General features: G+C 62.4%; 21 protein-coding genes. 8 read left to right on the top strand and 13 right to left on the bottom strand.

What is annotated here, in order from left to right; all coding sequences use genetic code 11:
• The first annotated feature begins 32 nt into the window (after positions 1-32).
• On the top strand, positions 33-317 hold the full coding sequence (locus VFW72_RS05010) for a YkgJ family cysteine cluster protein (RefSeq protein ID WP_329673172.1): 285 nt from the start codon (positions 33-35) through the stop codon (positions 315-317).
• A gap of 10 nt (positions 318-327) precedes the next feature.
• Here VFW72_RS05010 and VFW72_RS05005 read toward each other — a convergent pair whose 3' ends face one another.
• On the bottom strand, positions 328-717 hold the full coding sequence (locus VFW72_RS05005; RefSeq protein ID WP_329673171.1) for a YchJ family protein: 390 nt from the start codon (positions 715-717) through the stop codon (positions 328-330).
• Positions 718-730: 13 nt separating this feature from the next.
• Complete coding sequence (locus tag VFW72_RS05000) at positions 731-1,657, bottom strand: hypothetical protein (RefSeq protein ID WP_329673170.1); 927 nt, start codon at positions 1,655-1,657, stop codon at positions 731-733.
• Between the two features lie 272 nt (positions 1,658-1,929).
• Between VFW72_RS05000 and VFW72_RS04995 the strand changes: the two genes are divergently transcribed.
• Positions 1,930-2,412, top strand: a complete 483-nt coding sequence (locus tag VFW72_RS04995; RefSeq protein WP_329673169.1) for an RNA-binding protein — start codon at positions 1,930-1,932, stop codon at positions 2,410-2,412.
• Positions 2,413-2,527: 115 nt separating this feature from the next.
• Entirely contained in the window at positions 2,528-2,929 is a 402-nt protein-coding gene (locus VFW72_RS04990; protein ID WP_329673168.1) for a hypothetical protein, read from the top strand.
• Positions 2,930-2,933: 4 nt separating this feature from the next.
• On the opposite strand, the gene VFW72_RS04985 is transcribed toward VFW72_RS04990, so the two are convergent.
• The 4 genes from VFW72_RS04985 to VFW72_RS04970 are packed head-to-tail and all read right to left on the bottom strand — an operon-like array spanning position 2,934 to position 5,958.
• The gene (locus VFW72_RS04985) at positions 2,934-3,710 is read right to left on the bottom strand and encodes an SDR family oxidoreductase (protein ID WP_329673167.1); all 777 of its coding nucleotides are present in this window, start codon (positions 3,708-3,710) and stop codon (positions 2,934-2,936) included.
• A gap of 10 nt (positions 3,711-3,720) precedes the next feature.
• Positions 3,721-4,344 (bottom strand): LPS export ABC transporter periplasmic protein LptC, encoded by a 624-nt coding sequence (gene lptC, locus VFW72_RS04980; protein ID WP_329673166.1) that lies wholly within the window; start codon positions 4,342-4,344, stop codon positions 3,721-3,723.
• Positions 4,341-4,940, bottom strand: coding sequence for a KdsC family phosphatase (locus tag VFW72_RS04975; RefSeq protein ID WP_329673165.1), 600 nt, complete (start codon positions 4,938-4,940; stop codon positions 4,341-4,343). Before VFW72_RS04975 ends, lptC begins: the two co-directional genes overlap by 4 nt.
• Before the next feature lies 1 nt (position 4,941).
• Positions 4,942-5,958, bottom strand: coding sequence for a KpsF/GutQ family sugar-phosphate isomerase (locus VFW72_RS04970; protein WP_329673164.1), 1,017 nt, complete (start codon positions 5,956-5,958; stop codon positions 4,942-4,944).
• Positions 5,959-6,011: 53 nt separating this feature from the next.
• Here VFW72_RS04970 and VFW72_RS04965 point away from each other — a divergent pair, with 53 nt between their 5' ends.
• A complete protein-coding gene (locus tag VFW72_RS04965; RefSeq protein ID WP_329673163.1) occupies positions 6,012-8,027 on the top strand; it encodes a cation:proton antiporter in 2,016 nt (671 codons plus the stop codon).
• 81 nt (positions 8,028-8,108) lie between these two features.
• On the top strand, positions 8,109-12,119 hold the full coding sequence (locus VFW72_RS04960; RefSeq protein WP_329673162.1) for a response regulator: 4,011 nt from the start codon (positions 8,109-8,111) through the stop codon (positions 12,117-12,119).
• Here the strand turns inward: VFW72_RS04960 and VFW72_RS04955 are convergent.
• The 3 genes from VFW72_RS04955 to mnmE form a co-directional block, all read right to left on the bottom strand.
• A complete protein-coding gene (locus VFW72_RS04955) occupies positions 12,108-13,175 on the bottom strand; it encodes a two-component system response regulator (RefSeq protein ID WP_329673161.1) in 1,068 nt (355 codons plus the stop codon). The genes VFW72_RS04960 and VFW72_RS04955 overlap by 12 nt on opposite strands.
• 2 nt (positions 13,176-13,177) lie before the next feature.
• Complete coding sequence (locus VFW72_RS04950) at positions 13,178-13,645, bottom strand: cyclic nucleotide-binding domain-containing protein (RefSeq protein ID WP_329673160.1); 468 nt, start codon at positions 13,643-13,645, stop codon at positions 13,178-13,180.
• 94 nt (positions 13,646-13,739) lie between these two features.
• Positions 13,740-15,164 (bottom strand): tRNA uridine-5-carboxymethylaminomethyl(34) synthesis GTPase MnmE, encoded by a 1,425-nt coding sequence (gene mnmE / locus VFW72_RS04945; RefSeq protein ID WP_329673159.1) that lies wholly within the window; start codon positions 15,162-15,164, stop codon positions 13,740-13,742.
• A gap of 180 nt (positions 15,165-15,344) precedes the next feature.
• On the opposite strand from mnmE, the gene VFW72_RS04940 reads away from it, so the two are divergent.
• Complete coding sequence (locus VFW72_RS04940) at positions 15,345-15,470, top strand: hypothetical protein (protein ID WP_329673158.1); 126 nt, start codon at positions 15,345-15,347, stop codon at positions 15,468-15,470.
• Positions 15,471-15,567: 97 nt separating this feature from the next.
• Here VFW72_RS04940 and yidC read toward each other — a convergent pair whose 3' ends face one another.
• From yidC to rpmH, 4 genes are all read right to left on the bottom strand, one after another.
• Positions 15,568-17,256 (bottom strand): membrane protein insertase YidC, encoded by a 1,689-nt coding sequence (gene yidC, locus VFW72_RS04935; RefSeq protein ID WP_329673157.1) that lies wholly within the window; start codon positions 17,254-17,256, stop codon positions 15,568-15,570.
• Positions 17,253-17,504, bottom strand: a complete 252-nt coding sequence (yidD, locus tag VFW72_RS04930; RefSeq protein ID WP_329673321.1) for a membrane protein insertion efficiency factor YidD — start codon at positions 17,502-17,504, stop codon at positions 17,253-17,255. The genes yidC and yidD overlap by 4 nt, the downstream gene beginning before the upstream one ends.
• A 68-nt stretch (positions 17,505-17,572) precedes the next feature.
• The gene (locus VFW72_RS04925; RefSeq protein ID WP_329673156.1) at positions 17,573-18,037 is read right to left on the bottom strand and encodes a ribonuclease P protein component; all 465 of its coding nucleotides are present in this window, start codon (positions 18,035-18,037) and stop codon (positions 17,573-17,575) included.
• 72 nt (positions 18,038-18,109) lie between these two features.
• Positions 18,110-18,244, bottom strand: a complete 135-nt coding sequence (gene rpmH, locus VFW72_RS04920; RefSeq protein ID WP_329673155.1) for a 50S ribosomal protein L34 — start codon at positions 18,242-18,244, stop codon at positions 18,110-18,112.
• Between the two features lie 292 nt (positions 18,245-18,536).
• Between rpmH and dnaA the strand changes: the two genes are divergently transcribed.
• A complete protein-coding gene (gene dnaA, locus VFW72_RS04915; protein WP_329673320.1) occupies positions 18,537-19,973 on the top strand; it encodes a chromosomal replication initiator protein DnaA in 1,437 nt (478 codons plus the stop codon).
• A 256-nt stretch (positions 19,974-20,229) separates the two neighbouring features.
• On the top strand, positions 20,230-21,351 hold the full coding sequence (gene dnaN / locus VFW72_RS04910; RefSeq protein WP_329673154.1) for a DNA polymerase III subunit beta: 1,122 nt from the start codon (positions 20,230-20,232) through the stop codon (positions 21,349-21,351).
• Positions 21,352-21,404: the final 53 nt, after the last annotated feature.

The raw sequence follows: 21,404 nt of genomic DNA, 5'->3' as shown, positions 1-21,404 counted from the left end.
GGGAGCCCAGTGGGCCGTGCACAATGGTCGACATGAACTGTCGATCCGGCTGTGCGGCCTGCTGCACGGCGCCGTCCATCTCGTCCCCGCTACCCGGTCTGCCCAAGGGCAAACCGGCCGGTATGCCCTGCCCCTGCCTCGACGCTGACTTGCGTTGCACCTTGTTCGGCCGCCCGGAGCGCCCGGCCGTCTGTGGCTCGCTGCAACCCTCGGAAGAAATGTGCGGCAACAGCCGGGAGCAAGCCATGCGCTGGCTCACCCAACTCGAAATCGAGACCGGTTTCGATGCCGACGCCTCAGACTGGCCGAAGCGTTAACGCCAGCCTATCAACCCTGCCCCGGTTCATGGAGGGCGCGGGTGTAATACCACCGGCCCCCTTCGCGCACGAACTCGCTGATCTCATGCAAGCGGTGCGCTCGCCCGCCCAGCTTGCTGCGCGCCACAAACTCCACCAACCCGCGGTCGGCCTCAAGCATCTGCGCCCGGCGCACGTCCAGGCCCAGCCATTTCAGACCCGGCTCGGGCGGCTCCAGCTCGGCGGGCCGATGGTCGGCATGCCAGGTGGCCAGCAGATACGGCCGCAAGTCGAGGGCAAAGGCCGAGTACCGCGACCGCATCAAGGACTCCGGGTCTGGTGCCTGCAGCGCCAGAGGCCCGGCATGGTAGCGACCACAGCAGTCGGCATATGCCGCACCTCGACCGCACGGACACATCATCGCGGCCCCCATCTCACTGCCCTCCCGCTTCTACAGGCGAGGCCTGCAGCGCCAGGTAAATTTCAGACACCCCGCGCAGATACACCAGGGTGGGCAACACCAGCGCAATGGCAAACACCACGCCCCCGCCCACGTTCGCTGCGGCGATATAGGGCATCGCGTCAGGCGACACCAACTGTGGATCGACCGCATGCACGGCATGCCCCAGCAAGCCGGCCATCAGGATCTCGGCAGGCACGTTGACGCCGAGCATCCACACCGACAACTCGGCCATCACCCGTCCGGCCAGCAGCACCACCAGACTGACCCCGGCCCCCACCAGGGCGGTGACCAGACTGAGCCCGGCCATCAAGGCCACCGCGCGCAGCACCTGATGCCGAAACAGCTGCCCCAACTGACGCAGGGTCTGCACCGAAGTGGCCCCCGACCAGACGATCGGCCCCGTCAACGGCCCCAGGATGGACGCCCCCGCCACCAGCATGGCGCCCAGCGTGATCACGGTCAGCGGCAGGACCAGGGCATACAACCAGGGCCCGATCACCGCCAGACTACACAGCCAGAACAGCCCGACGATGACGCCCGCCACGGCGGCCAACAGCAGCAGCACCGACGCCAGCGCCACCAGCACCCGGTGCCCCACACCGAGCGCGTCGACCACGGCATCGGCCACTTCGCGCGGGGACCGGCCCATGGCCCGGTCCATCAGCAACAGCCCCGTGGCCTGGCTACCGTAGAACGCGATGAACAAGGCCAGCGCCCCCTGCCCCACCGCCCAGGCGAGTTGCCCCTGCGCCAGAGACGTACGCGCCATGGCCATGCTGGTCCCCGCGCCGGCAAATGCGGCTAGCAACACATACATGGCGCGACCGTCACGCACCGCTTCGATGCTGCCGAGCACCTGCGCCATGGCGCGCCACCAGTCAAATCGCTTGTCCGTCATGCCGGCCCCGAAACCCTCAAATCGAATAAAAGTCGCTGTCGCGGCTGTCGATCATAGGGGCAAGCCCGGATCTGTTTTTGACGATCAAGTACAACAAGCGGTATATGTGGTTGACATTCGCGCACAAATAAGGGTTGAAATATCTAGCTGAACAGGATTAGTTATCTCATAATGGTTTCGTCTGTGTCTGGAAGCGGCACCGTCTTTGGAAATGGGTCCTGATGGGTAGAAGCTCCACATGGTTACTTTGTTAGATTGAAAGGGGCTCTCTCGTGGGCAACAAACTTTACGTGGGCAACTTGGCCTACAGCGTGCGCGATCAGGATCTGAATGACGCTTTCTCCCAGTACGGCGCCGTGACCTCCGCCAAGGTCATGATGGACCGTGACACCGGCCGTTCCAAGGGTTTCGGTTTCGTGGAAATGGGCTCTGACGCAGAAGCCCAAGCTGCTATCAACGGCCTGAACGGCCAACCCGTTGCCGGCCGCGCTGTGGTCGTGAACGAAGCTCGTCCTCGTGAAGAGCGTCCTGCTGGCTTCCGCAGCCCCTACGGCGGCGGCAATGGCGGTGGTGGCGGCTTCGGCGGCGGCCGTCGTGAAGGCGGTGGCGGCTACGGCGGCGGCCGTGAAGGCGGCGGCGGTGGCTACGGTGGTGGCCGTCGTGAAGGCGGTGGTGGCTACGGCGGTGGCCGTCGCGAAGGTGGTGGCGGCTACGGCGGTGGCCGTGGTGACGGCGGCTACGGCGGCGGTTACTAATCTGACCCCTGCTTGAAGACGTCGCAACGAACTTCACCGTTCGTTACGTCATCGAGAGAGAAAGGCAATGCGTTAAAGCATTGCCTTTTTGTTTTTCAGGCATCAAAGGATTCTCATGAACAAGACCTTGTCCCGCTGGATGTTCGCCGCCCTCGGCGCCGTGGCCCTCAGCACCTCCGCCCTCGCCGCCACCGATGTGGGGGTCAGCGTGTCCGTGAACCAGCCGGGTTTTTATGGTCGTGTCGACTTCGGCAATCAGCCTCCGCCCGCGGTCATCTATGCCGAACCGGTCATCATCGGCCCCCGCCCCGCTTACCCCGTGCGCCCCATCTACATGCGCGTGCCTCCCGGCCATTACAAGCAATGGGGCCGTTACTGCGGGCGTTACCAAGCCTGCAACCAGCCGGTGTACTTTGTGCGTGACAGTGCCCCTGTGTACTACGAGGACCATCACCACCATGATCGCCATGACCACGGGCATGGCCATGGCAAGGGGCATGGCCGCGGCCACCATTGACCGATCAGACGCGTCGGCGTTTCTTGCGGTGGCGCTGAGCCCCCACCACCGCATCAAACAGCCCTCTGGGCATGAACTTCAAGACGGTGGCCACCACCCCCATTTGCCAGGGAATGACGCGCCAGCGCACCCGGGCTTCAATCGCCTTGACGGCCAGGTCGGCAAACCGATCGGGCTGCATCAGGAAGGGCATTGGGTAATCGTTGTCGCGGGTCAAGGGGGTGGCCACATAGCCCGGGGCCAGCGTGACCACCGCTACCCCATGGGGTTTGAGTTCGCCACGCAAGGTTTCGCATAACTGAACCACCGCCCCCTTGGCCGCGCAGTACCCGGCGTGTCCAGGCAAACCGCGCACCGAAGCCACGCTGGCCACGCCCACCAAGGTGCCAGAACCGCGCTGCTTCATGGGGCCAATGAAAGGCTGAAACGTCGCTGCCAGCCCCATCACGTTGGTGTCCATCAGATCGCGCAACACGGCCAGGTCTTCGGCGTAATCCAGGTCGATGCCCACGCTGATGCCCGCGTTGGCCACCACCACATCGGGCACGCCCCACAGATCCATGCAAGCCTGAGCCGCCTGGCGCAGTTGCGCCTCGTCACGCACATCGGCTGCAAACACGGCGCAACGGTCCGGCCCCAAGCCTTGGGCCCGCGCCCAGTCCTGCAAGGCCAGCACCCGACGCGCCACCAGGGCCACGCGCCAGCCGTCGCGCGCATAGCGGGCCGCCAGCGCCTGGCCAATGCCGCTGGACGCGCCGGTGATGAAAACCAGACGACTCATGGGGCCCCCATCAACGGCTAGGCAAGCCGTGGTAGTGCCCCACGACCCGCCCTTGCAAAAGGGTGATGCCGGTGAGCTGCTCATAGCGCAAGGCCGTGCCGCGGATCTCGCCGCTGTCATGCACCATGGTGACGGGTTGGTCTGAGGTCAGGACATGGGCCCGCGAGTCCACTTTGAACTCTTCACCATGCAAGCGCACAGGGCCCCGCAGCGCACGCCCCCCGGACACCGCACCCGACGCGGGGGTGGCGACCACATTGGCGCCGCCACGAATCACGACCACCTCGGCTTGACCATTGGCCAGACCTTCACGCGCCACGGCGTGCAGGCCCTGGCCCTTTTCATCGCGAGCCGACAGCACCATCTGATCGATCTGCAGCTGGTCATCGCCCGGATAGTGGCGAATGGCCTGCCCATCGACCACGCCCTGCAACCGGCCCTGAGCATCGAAACGGGCCACCGTGGCCTCGGTCAACACATAGTCAGGCGTGCTGGCCACCCGAGCCGGGCGAGCCGGCCCATCGTCTTTCGGCGTGGCTTGAATCAGCCACCAGGTGAAGCCTGCCAGCCCCGCTGCCAGCAGCATGGGCAAGTTGGCCTGCAACCCGGCAACGGCACGCTCGAAGAGGGTCATGCCCGACCCTCCTTGGGGCCGCCATGCACGTTCGTGTCGAGCGTTTCCAGATGACCATGCAGCAAGCGGCCATAGGCACCGGTGGCCCACAGCATCAGGTCACAGCACTCGCGGGCAAAGCCTTGGCCGCCACGCAAGCCGCTGGTGTAATCCGACACCGCCTTCACCTCGGCGTGGGCATTGGCTGGCGCCAGCGCCAGGCCCGCCCGTACCAGCAAGGGCAGATCGGGCCAGTCGTCGCCCATCACGGCGAGCTCGTGCCAGGCCACACCCAACTCAGCCAGCAAGGGGCCGGCGGCCGCCAGCTTGTCGTGTGCACCAAACACCGCGTGGGTCACACCCAGGTCTTTCAAACGGCGACGCACGGCAGGCGAATCTCGCCCCGTGATCACGATGGGCTTGATGCCACCTTGGGCCAGCAGCTTCAGGCCGTGCCCATCCAGCGCGTTGAAGGCCTTGAGCGTTTCGCCCGCCTCGCTGATGTACAGCGTGGCATCGGTCAGCACACCGTCCACATCAAAAATGGCCGCCTTGATGCGCGAAGCCTTGGGCTTGAGGGCCTCGTCAAAACTCAGGGTGGGTTCAATCGTGCGCATCTCAGATCACCTTCGCGCGCATCAGGTCGTTGGTGTTGACCGCGCCCACCAGCACGCCATCGGCGTCGACCACCAGCAGCACATTGATGCGATGGGTTTCCATCAGGGACACGGCCTCCGCGGCCAACACGTCGTCGCGAATGGTGCGAGGCCCCGGGGTCATCACTTCACCGGCCAGCACGGTGCGCAGATCCACACCCGCTTCAATCTTGCGACGCAAATCGCCATCGGTGAAGATGCCGGCCACACGGCCATGGGCATCGACCACGGCGGCCGCCCCCAGGCCTTTGGCGCTCATTTCGCTCATCAGTTCGCCAAAGCCAGCCTGCGGGCTGACCCGAGGCACCGCCGCACCCGAACGCATCACGTCACGCAGGTGGGTCAGCAGCTTGCGGCCCAGCGAACCGCCGGGATGAGAGCGGGCAAAGTCTTCGGCCTTGAAGCCGCGCAACTCCAGCAAGGCCACGGCCAGGGCATCGCCCAGGGCCATCTGCGCGGTGGTGGACGCCGTGGGTGCCAGATTCAACGGGCAGGCTTCTTGCTCGACGGCACTGTCAAGCACCACATCGGCGTGCCGCGCCAAAGACGAACCCGGGCGGCCCGTCATGGCCAGCAGCGGCACCCCCTGACGCTTGAGCACCGGCAGCAAGGCCGTGAGTTCTTCACTTTCACCCGAATTGGAAATGGCCAGCACCACATCACCCGGCGTGACCATACCCAGATCACCGTGGTGGGCCTCGGCCGGGTGCACGAACATGGACGGCGTGCCGGTGGAGGCCAGCGTGGCCACGATCTTGCGGCCCACATGGCCACTCTTGCCCATGCCCATCACCACCAGGCGGCCCTTGCAGGCCAGCACAATGCGCACGGCCTGGGCAAAGGCTTCGCCACTGGGTCCGGCCAGACGCTGTTTCAGCCCCAACAGGGCCTGGGCTTCAATGTCCAGGGCCTGGGTGGCCAGGGCCACGATGCCCGCGCGATCCTGCTCGGGCGCGGGCGTTGTTGTCGTTGCAACCATCTTGTTCAAACCTGTCTCTGTGCCGGGTACGATCAGGGGATTCTAGGGACAACATGGCCACCACGCTCGACCTCACCCTTCTTTACCTGTTTGCTGCCGTGATCGGTGTGGTGGTTTGCCGCCTGTTACGCCTGCCCGCCATGCTGGGCTACCTCGCCGTAGGGGTGGTCATTGGGCCCAACGCGCTCGCCCTGGCCAAAGATTCAGCCGGCGTGCGCTACCTGGCCGAGTTCGGCGTGGTGTTTCTGATGTTCGTCATCGGGCTGGAGTTCAACCTGCCCAAGCTCAAGAGCATGAAGTCGCTGGTGTTCGGCTTGGGCTTCAGCCAGGTGGGCCTGACCATGCTCGGCACCCTGGTGGGTCACCTGGGCCTGGGCTACCTGATGGTGCAGTTCGGTCACCATGGCGGCCTGCTGGGCTGGGGCATCAACTGGCAAAGTGCGGTCGCTCTGGGCGGCGCGCTGGCCATGAGCAGCACGGCCATCGTCGGCAAGCTCATGTCGGAACGGCTGGAGCTGGAATCGGAACACGGTCGCCGCGTCATGGGCATCTTGCTGTTTCAGGATCTGGCCGTGGTGCCCTTGCTGGTGCTGATTCCCGCCCTGGGCGACAGCGCCAGCGAACTCACCCGCACGTTGGCCATTGCCGGGTTGAAAGCCGGTGTGCTGCTGGCGGTGCTGCTGGCCGGTGGTCAGAAGCTGATGCACATGTGGTTCACCGTGGTGGCGCGCCGCAAGAGCGAAGAGCTCTTCATGCTCAACCTGCTGTTTGTCACGCTAGGTCTGGCCGCCCTGACCGAACACTTCGGCCTGTCGCTGGCCCTGGGCGCCTTCGTTGCCGGCATGCTGATTGCCGAAACCGAATACAAGCCCCAGGTGGAAACCGATATCCGGCCGTTCCACGACGTGCTGCTGGGCCTGTTCTTCATCACCATCGGCATGAAGCTCGACTGGCACAGCCTGATCGATCAATGGGCCCTGGTGCTCATGCTCACCACCCTGCCGGTGCTGTTCAAATTCGGCCTCATCACCTCACTGGCCAAGCTGTTCGGAGCCCCCACCGGCGTGGCCTTGCGCACGGGGCTGTATCTGGCCCAGGCGGGTGAATTCGGCTTCGTGTTGTTGTCGCTGGCGTATGACAACAAGCTGCTGCCCCTGAGCGTGCAAAGCCCTCTGCTGGCGTCCATGGTGCTGTCCATGCTGGCCACGCCCTTCATCATCATGTACAGCAACCGCATCGTCATGCGGCTGTCGTCTACCGACTGGATGATGCAATCGCTGGCCATGACCAAGATCGCGTCCAAGTCCATCAACACAGAAAAGCACGTGCTCATTTGCGGCTACGGCCGCAGCGGGCAGAACCTGGCGCGTCTGCTGCAGAAAGAGCGCATCCCCTACATGGCGCTCGATCTGGACCCGGACCGGGTTCACCAGGCCGCCGCCGCCGGACAAAACGTGGTGTTTGGCGATGCCACCCGCCTGCAAAGCCTGAGCGCGGCCGGCTTGTCGCGGGCGGCAGCCGTGGTGGTCACTTACCCCCACACCGCCTCGGCTCGCAAAATCCTGCGCCATGTGCACGAGCACGCCCCCCAAGTGCCGGTGGTGGTCCGTACCATCGACGACGCCAGCCTCGATGAGCTGCAAACCGCCGGGGCCACGGTGGTGGTCCCGGAAGCCATCGAAGGCTCCCTGATGCTGGCCTCACAAGCCCTCGTGCTGGCAGGTGTCCCCATTCGCCGGGTGTTCCGTCTGGTTCAAGATCAGCGGGCCGCTCGCTACGGTCTGTTGCGTGGCTATTTCCACGGCGCCGACGACGACAGCGTCGACGAGCTGGAGTTGCAGCGCCTGTCGTCGGTCACCCTCACGCAAGACTCGGCTTGTGTGGGCCGCGTGCTCGGTGACGTGCTGCGAGATCTGGACGTCCAGGTCATCATCGTGTCCGTGCGACGTGCCTCGGGTGCCGTGATTGACCCCAGCGACGACCTGCCTTTGCTCGAAGGCGACACCCTTGTGCTGTCCGGCCGGCCGCAGGATCTGAATCGAACTGCAAGCTTGTTGCTCAAAGGGTAAAAATCACACAGCGACAAGGGTCACGCCCCTAGGCTGTGTCACGCAAACGGGGCACACTCAGTCTCCCAGGAGAGGGAGACCATGGAACAAGCCAGCCCCAAGAACGCGCTGTCAGTGGTAACACGTCGTCTGACACGGTACACCGTGATCTGGACCATCATTGTCCTGGTCGCTGCCGTGGCGATCATCCAGGACCGCATCGAAGCGCACCGTTACGAGCAAATCCAGGCCGGACAGCACCGCCTGACCAGCCTGCACGAATCGCTGGAAGTGACCTTCCAGCAACTCACGGCCCTGCCCCGCGCCTTGGGTCGGCAAAGTCATGTGGTCGAGTTCCTCTCGCACATCGAGATCGACTCCAGCTCCTCCATGCCCGACACCGAGCGCAAAGCCCTGACCGACCAGCTCACACGTCGGGCCGATGTGCGCGACATCAGCGACACCTTACGCGAAAGCGCCATCGACTTCCAGGTCACGCAGATTTACCTGACCGACCCCTACGGCACCATCGTCGGCGACAGCCTCTTTGAAACAGCCGTCAACAACCTCGGGGGCAACCGGCGCACGCGGCAGTACTTCACCGAAGCCATTGAGAACGGCAGCGCCACGCAGTTCCTGGTGGGCCGTGTCACCAAGGTGCCGGGTTTCTATTTTTCAGCTCGCGTCGGCAGCGCCGACAAGCCCAGCGGCCTCGTGGTCGTCAAGCAGGAATCGCAGGCCCTGCAGCGCCTGATGAGCGATGCCACGCGTCACCTGTATGTCACCGATGGCCAAGGTGTCGTCCTCATGAGCAACCAAAGCCACGACATCCTGCAGCGCATCGAAACCCCTGCCACGCGCAATGTGGCAGACGCCACTTACATGAGCCTGTACCAGAAAGTCCCCTCTGTGCTGGACTGGGAATTCGACTCGGTTCACGTGCGTGGCAAGAACATCACCACCATCCGCAAAGGCGGGCAACGCTATCTCGTGCTGTCCAACCCCTTGGCCTATGGCCACTTGCAAGTGTGGAGTCTCATTCCCACCGAGGGAGAGTCGGGCGTGGTCGCCACCTGGGGCACCGGCATGGGGCTGGTGCTGCTGATGGGCTATGCCTTCCTGGCGTTCCGCGACCAGCGGGCGCAACGCATTCGCACCCTCACCCAGGCCCAGCAGGAGCTGCAGGACATGGCACAAGCCCTGCCGCTGACCGTGTTCCGCTACCACCAACCCGTGCAAGGCCCGGGGCACTTCACCTTCATTGGCGGCGGCCTCGAAGAACGCTTGGGCATCTCGCCGCAAGACCTCCAACAAGACCCCACTCGCCCCTGGCGTATGGCGGGACTGCCCACCATGCGCCCCCCAACTCAAGGCGTCGAGTTTGCGCTGCACCACCATGACCGCCATGTCTGGCTGAGCTGCCACAGCCAGGCCACTCACCACCCTGACGGCAGCCTCACCTACAACGGCTACTGGGCTGACATCACCGAACGCAAGCAGATCGATGCCCGCTCCCAAGCGGTGTTCGAGCATGCTCCGTTCAGCTTCCTCTTCTTTGACGAAGACCTTCTGGTGACCCGCTGCAACCCCGCCGCGCTGGCCATGTTCGGGGCCGAGAAGGAACAAGACCTCATCGGTCTCCAACCCAACCTGCCGCCGATGAGTCCCCCTTTGAGCCCGCAAAACGACGAATTGGCGACCAAGCTCAAACACATCCTCGATGGCATCCAGTCGGGTCAAATCATGCACTTCGAATGGGTCCACAGCCGTCTTCATGGCCAGCCCTTCGACGCCGATGTGGTCGCCATTCCCTTCCATCACGACGGCAAGCGCCAGGTGTGCGCCATCATCCAAGACATCACCGCCCGCAAACAGGCTGAAGCCGCCATCGTGGCGGCGCAACAAGCAGCCCAGGCCGCGGCCCTGGCCAAATCGCGCTTCCTGGCCAACATGAGCCACGAGATCCGCACCCCCATGAATGCCGTGCTGGGCATGACCCATCTGGCCTTGATGGACGACCACCTGCCCGAGCGCGCACGCAACTACGTCGACAAGGCCCATCGCGCCGCCGGCAACCTGCTGCAGATCCTCAACGACGTGCTCGACGTCTCCAAGATCGAATCGGGGAAACTCGAACTGGAAAGCATCGACTTCCAGCTCGAAACCGTCATCAGCAACATGGCCGATGTGCTGGGAGTGAAAGCCGAAGAAAAGGGCCTGGAGTTGCTGTTCACCGCCCCGCCCGACATCCCCACCTCCCTCATTGGCGACCCCACCCGTCTGGGCCAGATCCTGATCAACCTGGGCAACAACGCCATCAAGTTCACCAGCCAAGGCGAGGTCTTGATTGGCTGCGAAGTGCAGCGCCAGAACCCGCGTGAAGTGACCTTGCATTTCTGGGTGCGCGACACCGGCATCGGCATGAGCCCCGAGCAGATCGACCGTCTGTTCCAACCCTTTACCCAAGGCGACAGCTCCACCACCCGACAGTTCGGGGGCACGGGGCTGGGTCTGACCATTTCGCGCCAGCTCACCGAGCTCATGCACGGCCAGATCTGGGTCGACAGCCAACCCGGGCGGGGCTCTACCTTCCACTTCACTGCCCGCTTCGGCATTCAGAAACAAGCCAGCAACCGCCGCGCCCTCATGGCCAGCGAGTTACAAGGCAAACGGGTCCTGCTGGTCGATGACCACCCCGCGGCCCGCGAAGTGATGGGGGAGATGATTCGACGTCTGGGCTTGCAAGTCGACGTCGCCAACGGCGGCGAACAAGCCTTGGCCTTGCTTGAGCAAGCTTACAAGGCGGGTCAACCTCATCAGGTGTTGATCACCGACTGGAAAATGCCTGGCATGGATGGCATCGAGTTCGCTCGACGTGCGCTGACCATGCCCCCCCAGCATCGCCCTTGTGTGTTGCTCGTGACGGCCTTTGCCCGGGAAGAGGCCATCCAGGCTGCGAAAGGTCTGGGCCTGTCGGCGGTCATCACCAAACCGATCACCCCGTCCACCCTGCTCGACTCCCTGGTTCAGTCACTCGGTCAGGAAGTGGCCCCCACATCCAATGTGCAAAACACCAGCAAGATCCTGCAAAAGGCCCAGCGCCATCTGGCCGGTGCACGGGTTCTGCTGGTGGAAGACCAGCCCCTCAATCAAGAGCTTGCTTGCGACCTGCTTGAACGCGCCGGACTGACCGTGATTACCGCTGTCAACGGGCTCGAGGCACTCAACAAACTCCGTGCTGACGGGCCGTTTGATGGCGTGCTCATGGACTGCCAGATGCCGGTGATGGATGGCTACACCGCATCGCAGCGCATCCGCGAGGAACCCGCCTGGTCCAACCTGCCCATCATCGCCATGACCGCCAGCGCCATGGCCGCAGACCGCGAGCGCGTATTGCAGTCAGGCATGAACGATCACATCACCAAGCCACTCGACCTCAACAGCATGTTCACCATCCTGGCTCGATGGATCACCCCTGCCCGCCCTGCGGTGGGCCACGCCTCGACCGAAGCTCGCGGCCCCGTGCTGCCGCTGACCACGGCTCTCGACACCGTCGACGGCCTGGCACGCTGCATGGGCAACCTCGATCTCTACCGCCGTCTGCTCAAAGGCTTTGCCAAAACCCAATCCCAGTTCGAAAGCGAGTTCCGCGCCGCCGCCAACGACCCTGAACAAGCCATCCAGGTCGCCCACACCCTCAAGGGTCTGGCCGGCAACATCGGCGCCAAGAAACTGCTGGCTGCCGCCAACGAATTGGAACAAGCCTTGCACAACGGGCTCGACTGCCAATTGCCTCTGAAGCAGACCCTCGAAGAACTGCCCCGCGTGCTCGATGACATTGCCCTGGTGGTGCAGCAAAACGAAGCCGTCTCCAGCCAGCGAGCCTCGCAGCTGGCACAAGATGCCAACCTGCAACCGTATTGGGTGCGTCTGGCTGAGCTCGTTGCCGACAACGATGCCCACTCTGGCGACTTGATACAAGAGGTCCTGCAACTGTGGCCGGAACTCCACCAGGTAAAAACCGTGTCTCAACTCAAGCAGGCACTGGAGCAATACGACTTCGACCGTGCAGCCGAATGTCTGCAGCAGCTCAACCCAGCCTCACAGGGGTGAGGCATCGGTCATGGCCCCGCGCTCGTCAGAGTACAGGTCCATGATCTTGAGAATCTCGAACTGCTGCTGCAAGAAGCAGTCAAGCAAATGGGGGTCGAAATGACGGCCCCGTTCCTCGGTCATGATCGCCAAGGCCTGCGACACCGGCAGCGCGTCCTTGTAGGGGCGTTTGTTCACCAAGGCATCGAACACATCGGCAATGGCCACAATGCGGCCAAACAGCGGAATCTGATCGCCTTTGAGGCCCTGCGGGTAACCGGATCCATCCCAGCGCTCGTGGTGGGTCAATGCGATGGAGCGGGCCGTGGCCAACAGCTCATTGTCATGCTTGCCAATGATGTCAGCCCCGATCTGCGGATGCTTGTGAATGACCTTGCGCTCGTCGTCATCCAGTGGCCCCGGCTTGAGCAGGATCTGGTCCGGAATACCGATCTTGCCCACATCGTGCATGGCCGCCGTTTGAAACAACAGCTGCAAAGATTCTGGGCCCAGGCCGGCCTGCTGCCCGATCAGGCGGCAGATGTGGCTCATGCGGATCACATGGTTGCCAGTTTCATTGTCCTTGAACTCGGCGGCGCGCCCCAGGCGGCGAATGATCTGCTGGCGTGTGGCCAGCAACTCGCTGGTGCGCTGCGCCACCATGCGTTCCAGCTCACGGGTCTGGTCAAACAGAGCCAGGTGCGTGCGCACACGGGCCTGCACCAGCGGTGGGCTGATCGGCTTGGTGATGTAGTCGACCGCGCCAATGGCCAGGCCCAGGCTCTCGTCTTCCACCGTCGACATGGCCGTCACAAAAATGATCGGGATGCGGCGACGGTCGGGGTTGGCCTTGATGCGGCGACACACCTCGTGCCCGCTGAGGTCGGGCATCATGATGTCGAGCAGGATCAGGTCAGGTGGCTCGTCGGAATAAGCGATCTGCAGCGCCTTTTCGCCCGAGGTGGCCACCTTGATACGGTAGTCCTGCCCCAGGATGCGAGACAGCAACTCGATGTTCTGGGGTGAATCGTCCGCCACCAGAATGGTGGGGCGCCGCACGCCGCTGCCAATCCCCATGGTCAGGCCGACGGAATATGCCTGGCCATGTTGGCGCGCATGCGCACTGCCATCACGGCACCCGCCGCCCGCACCACTTCCACGGCCACCGAGGGCACGCGAGCAGCCAGCTCTTCAAAACGCGGCAAACGCAGGGCAAACACCACACAGGGGGTCATGGCCTCTACATTCGCCGTACGAGGGCCATCGGCAAACAGCCCCGGCTCACCGATCATGGCGCCCGGGCGCAAGATGGCAATGCGTGAAGCACCCGGCGCCAGCCCGGTCACGAACACCTGCAAGGAACCCTGGCCCAGGAAGTACACGGTGCGATCGTGGTCGCCTTGCTTGACCAGCAAGTCACCGGCGCGCAACTCATGTCGGGTCAGATACTGCCCGAAAGTGCGCCATTGCTGTGGATCCAGTCGCGGACGGAAGGCGTCTTCCGTGTTCAAAGTCTGAATCGCCTGAATCAGCTCGGTAACCTGCATCTTCGCCTCAAGCTTCCAAAAGATCGCGCTTACGCGCGTAACCGGACCATTCTATCGATCACCACCGAGGCGCGGTCAACGTGTTGCGTACAGGCTATTTGCCTATGCAGAACCGCGTGAAGATCTCGCCCAGCAGATCGTCCGACGAGAAGGCGCCGGTGATCGTTCCCAGTGCATTGTGCGCCAGCCGCAGCTCTTCCGCCATCAGGTCCAACGCGCCATCGGCCAGGGCTGCATGGGCCTGTGCGGTTTCCACATGCTCGCGCGCCAGGCGCAAAGACTGCACATGGCGCTGGCGGGCAATGAACACCCCCTCCTGCGCCGCCTGCCACCCCGCCAGCCGCAGCAAAGTCTGGCGCAAAGCCTCCAGCCCCTGTCCGGTTCGGGCTGACAGGGCCACCCACTCCTGCCCCTCAGCCAGCGCCGGCACCGTGGCCGCGCCGGGCGCATCGACCTTGTTGAACACGTGCACCACGGGCACATGGCTAGGCAAACGCGTGGCAATGTCGGCGTCCGCTGCCGCGTACACCGCCTCGTCCAACCGGGTCAGATCGTGCAGGAACAGCACCGCATCGGCCCCTTCAATGGCCTCCCAGCTGCGCGCCATGCCAATGCGCTCGACCTCATCGGTGGCCTCGTGGTCGGCTCGCAGCCCCGCGGTGTCAATCACGTGCAGCGGCACGCCTTCAATCTGAATCGTCTCGCTCACCTTGTCTCGGGTCGTGCCAGCAATCGGGGTGACGATGGCCAACTCCGCCCCGGCCAGGGCATTGAGCAAAGAACTCTTGCCCGCATTCGGCTGCCCCGCCAGCACCACCTGCAGTCCCTCGCGCAGCAAGGCCCCCTGCTTGGCCTGGCCCAACACGGTGTCGAGCTGGTCGGCAATGCGCTGCAACTTGCCGCGTGCATCGGCCTTCTCCAGGAAATCGATTTCCTCTTCGGGAAAGTCCAGCGTGGCCTCCACCAGCATGCGCAGGTTGATCATGCGGTCACGCAGATCGTCGATTTCCTTCGAAAACACCCCTCCCAACGAGCGACTGGCCGACCGGGCTGCCGCCTCGGTGCTGGCGTCAATCAAATCGGCAATCGCTTCGGCCTGGGCCAGGTCGATCTTGTCATTCAGGAAAGCGCGCTGGGTGAACTCTCCCGGCTCGGCCAGGCGAAGACCCGGCAAACGGGCCCGACCGGTGCCTGGGTCTGCCTCGGCGGCCGCCTCCAGGCAGCGAGCCAGCAACAACTGCATCACCACGGGGCCGCCGTGGCCCTGCAGTTCCAGCACGTCTTCGCCGGTGTAGCTGTGCGGGCCTGGGAAAAACAGCGCCAGCCCATGGTCAATGGCTTCGCCATGGCCGTCACGAAACGGGCCATACACCGCCTGACGCGGCGGCAATTCACGGCCTACCAGGGCCTGAATCAGCCCGCTCAAGCCTTTGCCCGACACCCGCACAATGCCCACCGCCCCACGGCCCGAAGCCGTCGCGATCGCCACAATCGGCTGGGTTCGTTCACTCCACGCCATCCCACTCATCCTCTGTCATGCCCATCGCAATGGGCTCGATTGTCATCTGCCTTGAGCCCGGTGGCTCTGATCAAGCCAAGCCGGCGTCACACCCCATACATGGTTAACCCTTAAATTGGCATTCAAATTGCATGGCACGAAATGTCCAGGCGATTCATGCACACAAACCGGGAGCCCATCATGACCAACCTGCTTAACGAACTGATCTTCATCAGCCAGCCCAGCCAAGAACTGTCCATCTGGCCCTTGCTCGCCGCCTCAGTGCTGGTGGCCGCCTCCGTCTTGCGTCGGCGCCGCCCCGATTGAACCAGACCCAAGCGGCCCTGCACCAAGCAGGCGCCCACATAAAAAAACCGCCTGACATCCATCAGGCGGTTTTTGTTTCAAAGCCAGGTCAGGCTGTTCAGTTCTGAACACCCAGCTGCTTGTTGATCATCCATTGCTGGGCAATCGACAGCACGTTGTTGGTGAACCAGTACAGCACCAAACCGGCGGGGAAGAAGAAGAACATCACCGAGAACAGCAGGGGCATGATCCACATCATCTTGGCCTGGATGGGGTCCGGTGGGGTGGGGTTCAGCCAGGTCTGCAGCAGGGTCGACAAGGTCATCAAGGCAGGCAGGACAAAGTAAGGGTCCTTCACCGACAGGTCGGTGATCCAGCCAATCCACGGCGCATTGCGAATTTCCACCGAAGACGACAACACCGAGTACAGCGCAATGAACACCGGAATCTGGATCAGGATGGGCAAGCAGCCGCCAATCGGGTTGACCTTTTCTTCGCGGTAGATCTTCAGCATTTCCTGCTGCATCTTCTGCGGATCGTCCTTCAGGTTCTCACGCAGGGTTTGAATGCGTGGGTTCAAGGCCTTCATCTTGGCCATCGAACGGTAAGCACTGGCGTTCAACCAGTAGAAGGCGGCCTTCAACAACACCACCAGCGCCACGATCGCCCAACCCCAGTTGCCGATCAGGCCATGCAGCTTGTCGAGCAGCCAGAACAGCGGCGCCGCCATGATGTGCGTCCAGCCATAGTCCTTCACGTATTCCAAGCCGGGGGCCAGTGCCTTGAGCTTGTTTTCTTCCTGCGGGCCCACGAACAGCACATTGTCAAACGCCTTGGTTTGACCTGCGGCCACTTCACCCAGGTTGAACAGCATGCCGGTGGCATACAGATTGGTCGCGATCTTCTTGGTGAAGAACTCGCGTGGCACCTTGTCGTTGTTCAGCCAGGCCGAGGTGAAGTGGTGCTGCACCATGGCCACCCAGCCGTTGTCATCGGTCTTCTCGAACTCGGCCTTGCCTTCTTCAATGTGCTTGAAGTCGAGCTTCTGGTACTTGCCCTTGGCGTTGTAAACCGCCATGCCGGTGTAAGCCACCGGGCCGCCCATGAAAGCCGGGCCTTGCGCGGCTTGAGGCGCACTGCCATCACGCTCCAGTTGCACGTACAACTGAGGCTTGATCGCGGCAGCCGACGCGTTGACCACTTCTTCCTTCACGCCAATCGCGTAGTCGCCACGCTTGAACGTGTAGGTCTTGACCAGCTTCACGCCATTCACGGGCACCGATTCCAGCTTCACCTGCAGCTGATCAGCGCCTTGCGCCAGTTCACGCTCGCTCGACACCACCGAGAAAGCCGTGGTGTGGTTTGGCAGCGCTTCGCCAGCCGACTGGCCCACCAGACCCGACTGCGCCACATAAGTGTGGGTGGCCGTCTTGTCCAGCACGACCATATTCTTGGTCTTGTCTTCCTGGTCCTGATGCTTGAGCAACTCGACCTTCACCAGCGTGGCGCCATCGGAATCGATGGTGGCCTTGACCACATCGGTCGTGATGGTGACCAGCTCGCGAGGCACAGCCGGAGCAGGCGCCGACGCAGCCGAAGCCGCAGCAGCAGCGGGTTGAGCCGCGCTCAAAGCGGTACCGGGAGCCGGCACGCTGTTGGCGCTGGCAGCCGAGGCCGGGGCTTCAGCCACTGCGGGAGCGGGAGCAAACAAGGATGGTTGGCCGGTATGACGCAACCAGCCATCCCACAACATCAGCAGCGAGAAGGCGAACACCGACCACAGCAAGGTGCGACGCATATCGTTCATGAGCGAGGTGACTTCGACGAAGGGTTAGAAAAGGAAAACAGCCGGGGTGCCTGGTCGGGCACCGGATCGTGGCCGCCCGCACAAGCCGGGTGACAACGCAGCAAGCGCCGGGCTGCCAGGTAAGAACCTGCAGCCGGGCCATGACGCTCCAGCGCCTGCAAAGCATATTGGGAACAAGTCGGGGTGAACCGGCACGCCGACCCCAGCCAAGGGCTGAGGAAAAAGCGATAGGCACGAACCACCCCCATCAACACCGCGTTCACGGCTTGAGACAGCCAGCCTAACACGGCCACCAGGGCGGACTGGATGGAGCCCATCATGATTGCGCCTTTCGGACAATCAAACGGTTCCAAAGTTCGTCGAGCTCCTGGCGCACAGCCGCATTGAGGGCTTCCGAGGCCGCAGACGGGAACTGCTGCCGATCAAACGGGGCTTTCAAACGCAACACCCAGCCCGACACCTCCGAACCAAAGCGGCCCGAAGCCAGCACAGCAGGCGTGTGTCGACGCAAGGCTTCACGAGCCTGGTGTCTCAAAAGGGAACGGGTCACCGAGCGACGCGCGAGTCGCTTGGGAAAGACCACGCCGAATCGCCAGTCATCCACAGGCACATCCATGCCATCTGCGGCGTCTGTTGACAACTCGGGGTCTGGGCTGGCGGAAACGGGCGCAGATGGCCCTTGGCGCAGCAGGGTATGCAGCACGAAATGATTCGTGCGAGCCACTGGGCGGGTTCCCAATGCCTGCTGAAAGTCAGAGGCTTTCAGGCTTGGGCGACGCACAGTAGTCTGTCAGGTAGAAGTGAACAGGGGCCCCAGGAAAGCGAGGCCCCGGTCAAACCGGTGCGAAACCGATTACAGAGCCAGACGCTTGCGGCCCTTGGCGCGACGAGCGTTCAGGACCTTGCGGCCGCCCTTGGTCTTCATGCGCACCAGGAAACCATGGGTGCGAGCGCGGCGGGTCTTGGAAGGTTGGTAAGTGCGTTTCATGATGATCCTTCGAGATCTTGTGTTGCCACCCCGCCGATGCAATTGCCGTGGGGCCTCATTCCGGCAAATTCAAACCGGACGAACCCGCGATTACAACAAATTTCTGGCGGGCGGTCAATGGGGTCATCCAAGACTCGCATCGTCTACACCAAAAACAGGTTCAAAAGGCTGGGCAAAAATCTGTGGATAACCTGTTCCCAACCCCTCATTCGGCGCTTAGAATTCGCGCCCCAGCCCAGCACTTGTTCACAACATGAGCGCCGCCGAATTTCCTGTCAATCAGCCGTCCGACATGAGCACCTTGTGGTCACGCGCGCTTGAACAACTGGCCACCGAATTGCCTGAACAGCAGTTCAACACCTGGATCCGTCCGCTGCCTCCAGCAGAGGTGTCGGAACAAGATGGCACCCCCTTGGTTTCCGTGCGCGTGCCCAACCGTTTCATTCTGGATTGGGTGCGTACCCAGTACAGCGCACGCCTGGAAGCCATCCTCACCGAACTCAGTGGCCAGCCCATTCGGCTGGAGCTCGCACTGGCTTTGCGCCCGGCCGCCACGGCCCGCCCCGGTGCGGTCATGCCCACCCGCGCCTTGCCACCGAATTCGCAAGCGGCCGTGCAGGCGGCTCAGGCTGCCAGCCAACAACTGAACAGCTTATCCACAGGGCCTGCCACGCCTGTCCAGCTTGCCCCCACCCGAGGCCACCCACAGGTCATGGGTTTGAACCCCGCATTGACCTTTGACACCCTCGTACCCGGCCGCGCCAACCAGATGGCCCGCACTGCAGCCCTGCATGTGGCGGGGGCGCCGGGCCAGATGTACAACCCCTTGTTCATCTACGGCGGCGTCGGTCTGGGTAAGACTCACTTGATGAACGCCGTGGGCAATGCCTTGCTGGCCGACAAGCCCGATGCACGCATCCTGTACCTGCACGCTGAACAATTCATCAGCGACGTGGTCAAGAACTACCAGCGCAAGACCTTTGACGAACTCAAGGCCAAGTATCACCAGCTTGATCTGCTGCTGATTGACGACGTGCAGTTCTTCGCCGGCAAAGACCGCACCCAGGAAGAATTCTTCAACGCCTTCGAAGCCCTGCTGGCCAAGAAAGCGCACATCATCATGACCAGCGACACCTATCCCAAGGGACTGGTCAACATCGATGAACGTTTGACGTCTCGCTTTGACGCCGGCCTCACCGTGGCCATCGAGCCGCCTGAGCTGGAAATGCGTGTGGCCATTCTGATCAAGAAGGCCGCGCAAGAAGGCATCGACATGCCCGAAGACGTGGCTTTCTTCGTGGCCAAGAACGTGCGCGCCAACGTGCGTGAACTCGAAGGCGCCCTGCGCAAGGTACTGGCCTTTGCCAAGTTCAGCCACAAGGAAATCACCATCAACCTGGCGCGCGAAGCGCTGAAAGACCTGCTGTCCATTCAGAACCGGCAGATCTCGGTGGAAAACATCCAGAAAACAGTGGCCGACTTCTACAAGATCAAAGTGGCCGATATGTACAGCAAGAAGCGCCCTGCTTCCATTGCCCGCCCACGCCAGATCGCCATGTACCTGGCCAAGGAACTGACCCAGAAGAGCCTGCCTGAAATTGGCGAACTCTTTGGTGGCCGCGACCACACCACCGTGCTGCACGCCTGCCGCAAGATCGCCGGCGACCGCAGCAAAGACACTGAACTGAATCAACAGTTGCACGTGCTGGAACAGACCCTCAAGGGATAAGACCTCATTTTTAGGTTACAACCACACACCGTGGCAACACGTCAAGCCAATAGCTCTGTGGATAAAAAAAGGACAAGCACCCGGTTGTCCACAGGGTTGGTTGATTTGGCAAAGTTGTTGTCTGTTGTCCCCAAAACGATGTCGGGTGCCATCCACAGGCTTGTCCTAGGGCTAAATCGTTGATGGAACAAGAGAAAATAGCGTTGTGCACAGAAAAAGTCGCCCTCTACTACGACGACCAATTTGAAAGAATGAAATGATTGTGTTGAAAGCAGCTCAGGAAAAAGTTCTATCCGCCCTGCAATCAGTCGGCGGGATTGTTGAACGTCGCCACACGCTGCCCATCTTGGCCAATGTCCTCATCAAGAAGACCGGTGCCAATGTGGAACTCACCACCAGCGATCTGGAAATCCAGGTTCGCACCAGCGCACAACTGGACGGTGACGAAGGCGACTACGCCATCACCGTGGGTGCCAAGAAGCTCATGGACATCCTCAAGAGCCTGCCCAGCGATCAAACGGTGTCCCTGACAGCCAACCAATCCAAATTGACCCTGCAGGGCGGCAAAAGCCGTTTTACGCTGCAGACCCTGCCTGCTGAAGACTTCCCCCTGGTTCAGGAAGCCGCCGATTTCGGCCCCGCATTCAGCGTTCCTCAGAAAACATTGAAGAACCTGATCAGCCAGGTGCACTTCGCCATGGCGGTGCATGACATCCGCTACTACCTCAACGGCATCCTGTTCGTGGCCGAAGGCAACAGCCTCACCCTCGTGGCCACCGACGGCCACCGTCTGGCGCTGGCCCAAGCCAACCTGGAAGTCGACATGCCCAAGCAGGAAGTCATCCTGCCGCGCAAGACCGTGCTCGAACTGCAGCGCCTGCTGAAGGACGACGCCAAGGGCGGTGAAGAGCAGATGATCGAAATGCGCTTTGCCGGCAACCAGGCCAAGTTCAACTTCGGGGGTCTGGAATTCGTCACCAAGCTGGTCGAAGGCAAGTTCCCCGACTTCAACCGCGTCATTCCCAAGAACCACAAGCACCACATCACCCTGGGCCGCACCACCTTGCTGGCCAGCTTGCAGCGTGCGGCCATCCTGACCAGCGAAAAATTCAAAGGCGTGCGCCTGAACTTCGCCCCTGGCGTGCTGGGCATTGCTTCGAGCAACGCCGAACAGGAAGAGGCCAAGGAAGAACTCGAAATCGACTATGGTGGCGACAGCTTCGAGATCGGGTTTAACGTGGGTTATTTGATGGACGTGCTCGCCAACATGAGCCAGGACATGGTCACCGTGTCCCTGCAAGACGCCAACAGCTCGGCCCTGATCACCAACCCCGAATTCGAGGGCTTCAAGTACGTGGTGATGCCAATGCGCATCTAAGCCCGCTCCTTCCCTGGGACACCAGGGGAAACAGGCTAAAATCCCAGAGCCCT

Source organism: Aquabacterium sp. (genome assembly GCF_036273115.1).
Classification (GTDB): domain Bacteria; phylum Pseudomonadota; class Gammaproteobacteria; order Burkholderiales; family Burkholderiaceae_C; genus Aquabacterium.
This window is presented reverse-complemented; position numbering and strand designations above follow the sequence as displayed.

Bases quoted from the DNA above. Each gene is read 5' to 3' on its own strand.
- VFW72_RS05010 (WP_329673172.1), top strand. From the start codon at position 33: ATGAACTGTCGATCCGGCTGTGCGGCCTGCTGCACGGCGCCGTCCATC.
- VFW72_RS05005 (WP_329673171.1), bottom strand. From the start codon at position 717: ATGATGTGTCCGTGCGGTCGAGGTGCGGCATATGCCGACTGCTGTGGT.
- VFW72_RS05000 (WP_329673170.1), bottom strand. From the start codon at position 1,657: ATGACGGACAAGCGATTTGACTGGTGGCGCGCCATGGCGCAGGTGCTC.
- VFW72_RS04990 (WP_329673168.1), top strand. From the start codon at position 2,528: ATGAACAAGACCTTGTCCCGCTGGATGTTCGCCGCCCTCGGCGCCGTG.
- VFW72_RS04985 (WP_329673167.1), bottom strand. From the start codon at position 3,710: ATGAGTCGTCTGGTTTTCATCACCGGCGCGTCCAGCGGCATTGGCCAG.
- lptC (WP_329673166.1), bottom strand. From the start codon at position 4,344: ATGACCCTCTTCGAGCGTGCCGTTGCCGGGTTGCAGGCCAACTTGCCC.
- VFW72_RS04975 (WP_329673165.1), bottom strand. From the start codon at position 4,940: ATGCGCACGATTGAACCCACCCTGAGTTTTGACGAGGCCCTCAAGCCC.
- VFW72_RS04970 (WP_329673164.1), bottom strand. From the start codon at position 5,958: ATGGTTGCAACGACAACAACGCCCGCGCCCGAGCAGGATCGCGCGGGC.
- VFW72_RS04965 (WP_329673163.1), top strand. From the start codon at position 6,012: ATGGCCACCACGCTCGACCTCACCCTTCTTTACCTGTTTGCTGCCGTG.
- VFW72_RS04960 (WP_329673162.1), top strand. From the start codon at position 8,109: ATGGAACAAGCCAGCCCCAAGAACGCGCTGTCAGTGGTAACACGTCGT.
- VFW72_RS04955 (WP_329673161.1), bottom strand. From the start codon at position 13,175: ATGGGGATTGGCAGCGGCGTGCGGCGCCCCACCATTCTGGTGGCGGAC.
- VFW72_RS04950 (WP_329673160.1), bottom strand. From the start codon at position 13,645: ATGCAGGTTACCGAGCTGATTCAGGCGATTCAGACTTTGAACACGGAA.
- mnmE (WP_329673159.1), bottom strand. From the start codon at position 15,164: ATGGCGTGGAGTGAACGAACCCAGCCGATTGTGGCGATCGCGACGGCT.
- VFW72_RS04940 (WP_329673158.1), top strand. From the start codon at position 15,345: ATGACCAACCTGCTTAACGAACTGATCTTCATCAGCCAGCCCAGCCAA.
- yidC (WP_329673157.1), bottom strand. From the start codon at position 17,256: ATGAACGATATGCGTCGCACCTTGCTGTGGTCGGTGTTCGCCTTCTCG.
- yidD (WP_329673321.1), bottom strand. From the start codon at position 17,504: ATGGGGGTGGTTCGTGCCTATCGCTTTTTCCTCAGCCCTTGGCTGGGG.
- rpmH (WP_329673155.1), bottom strand. From the start codon at position 18,244: ATGAAACGCACTTACCAACCTTCCAAGACCCGCCGCGCTCGCACCCAT.
- dnaA (WP_329673320.1), top strand. From the start codon at position 18,537: ATGAGCACCTTGTGGTCACGCGCGCTTGAACAACTGGCCACCGAATTG.
- dnaN (WP_329673154.1), top strand. From the start codon at position 20,230: ATGATTGTGTTGAAAGCAGCTCAGGAAAAAGTTCTATCCGCCCTGCAA.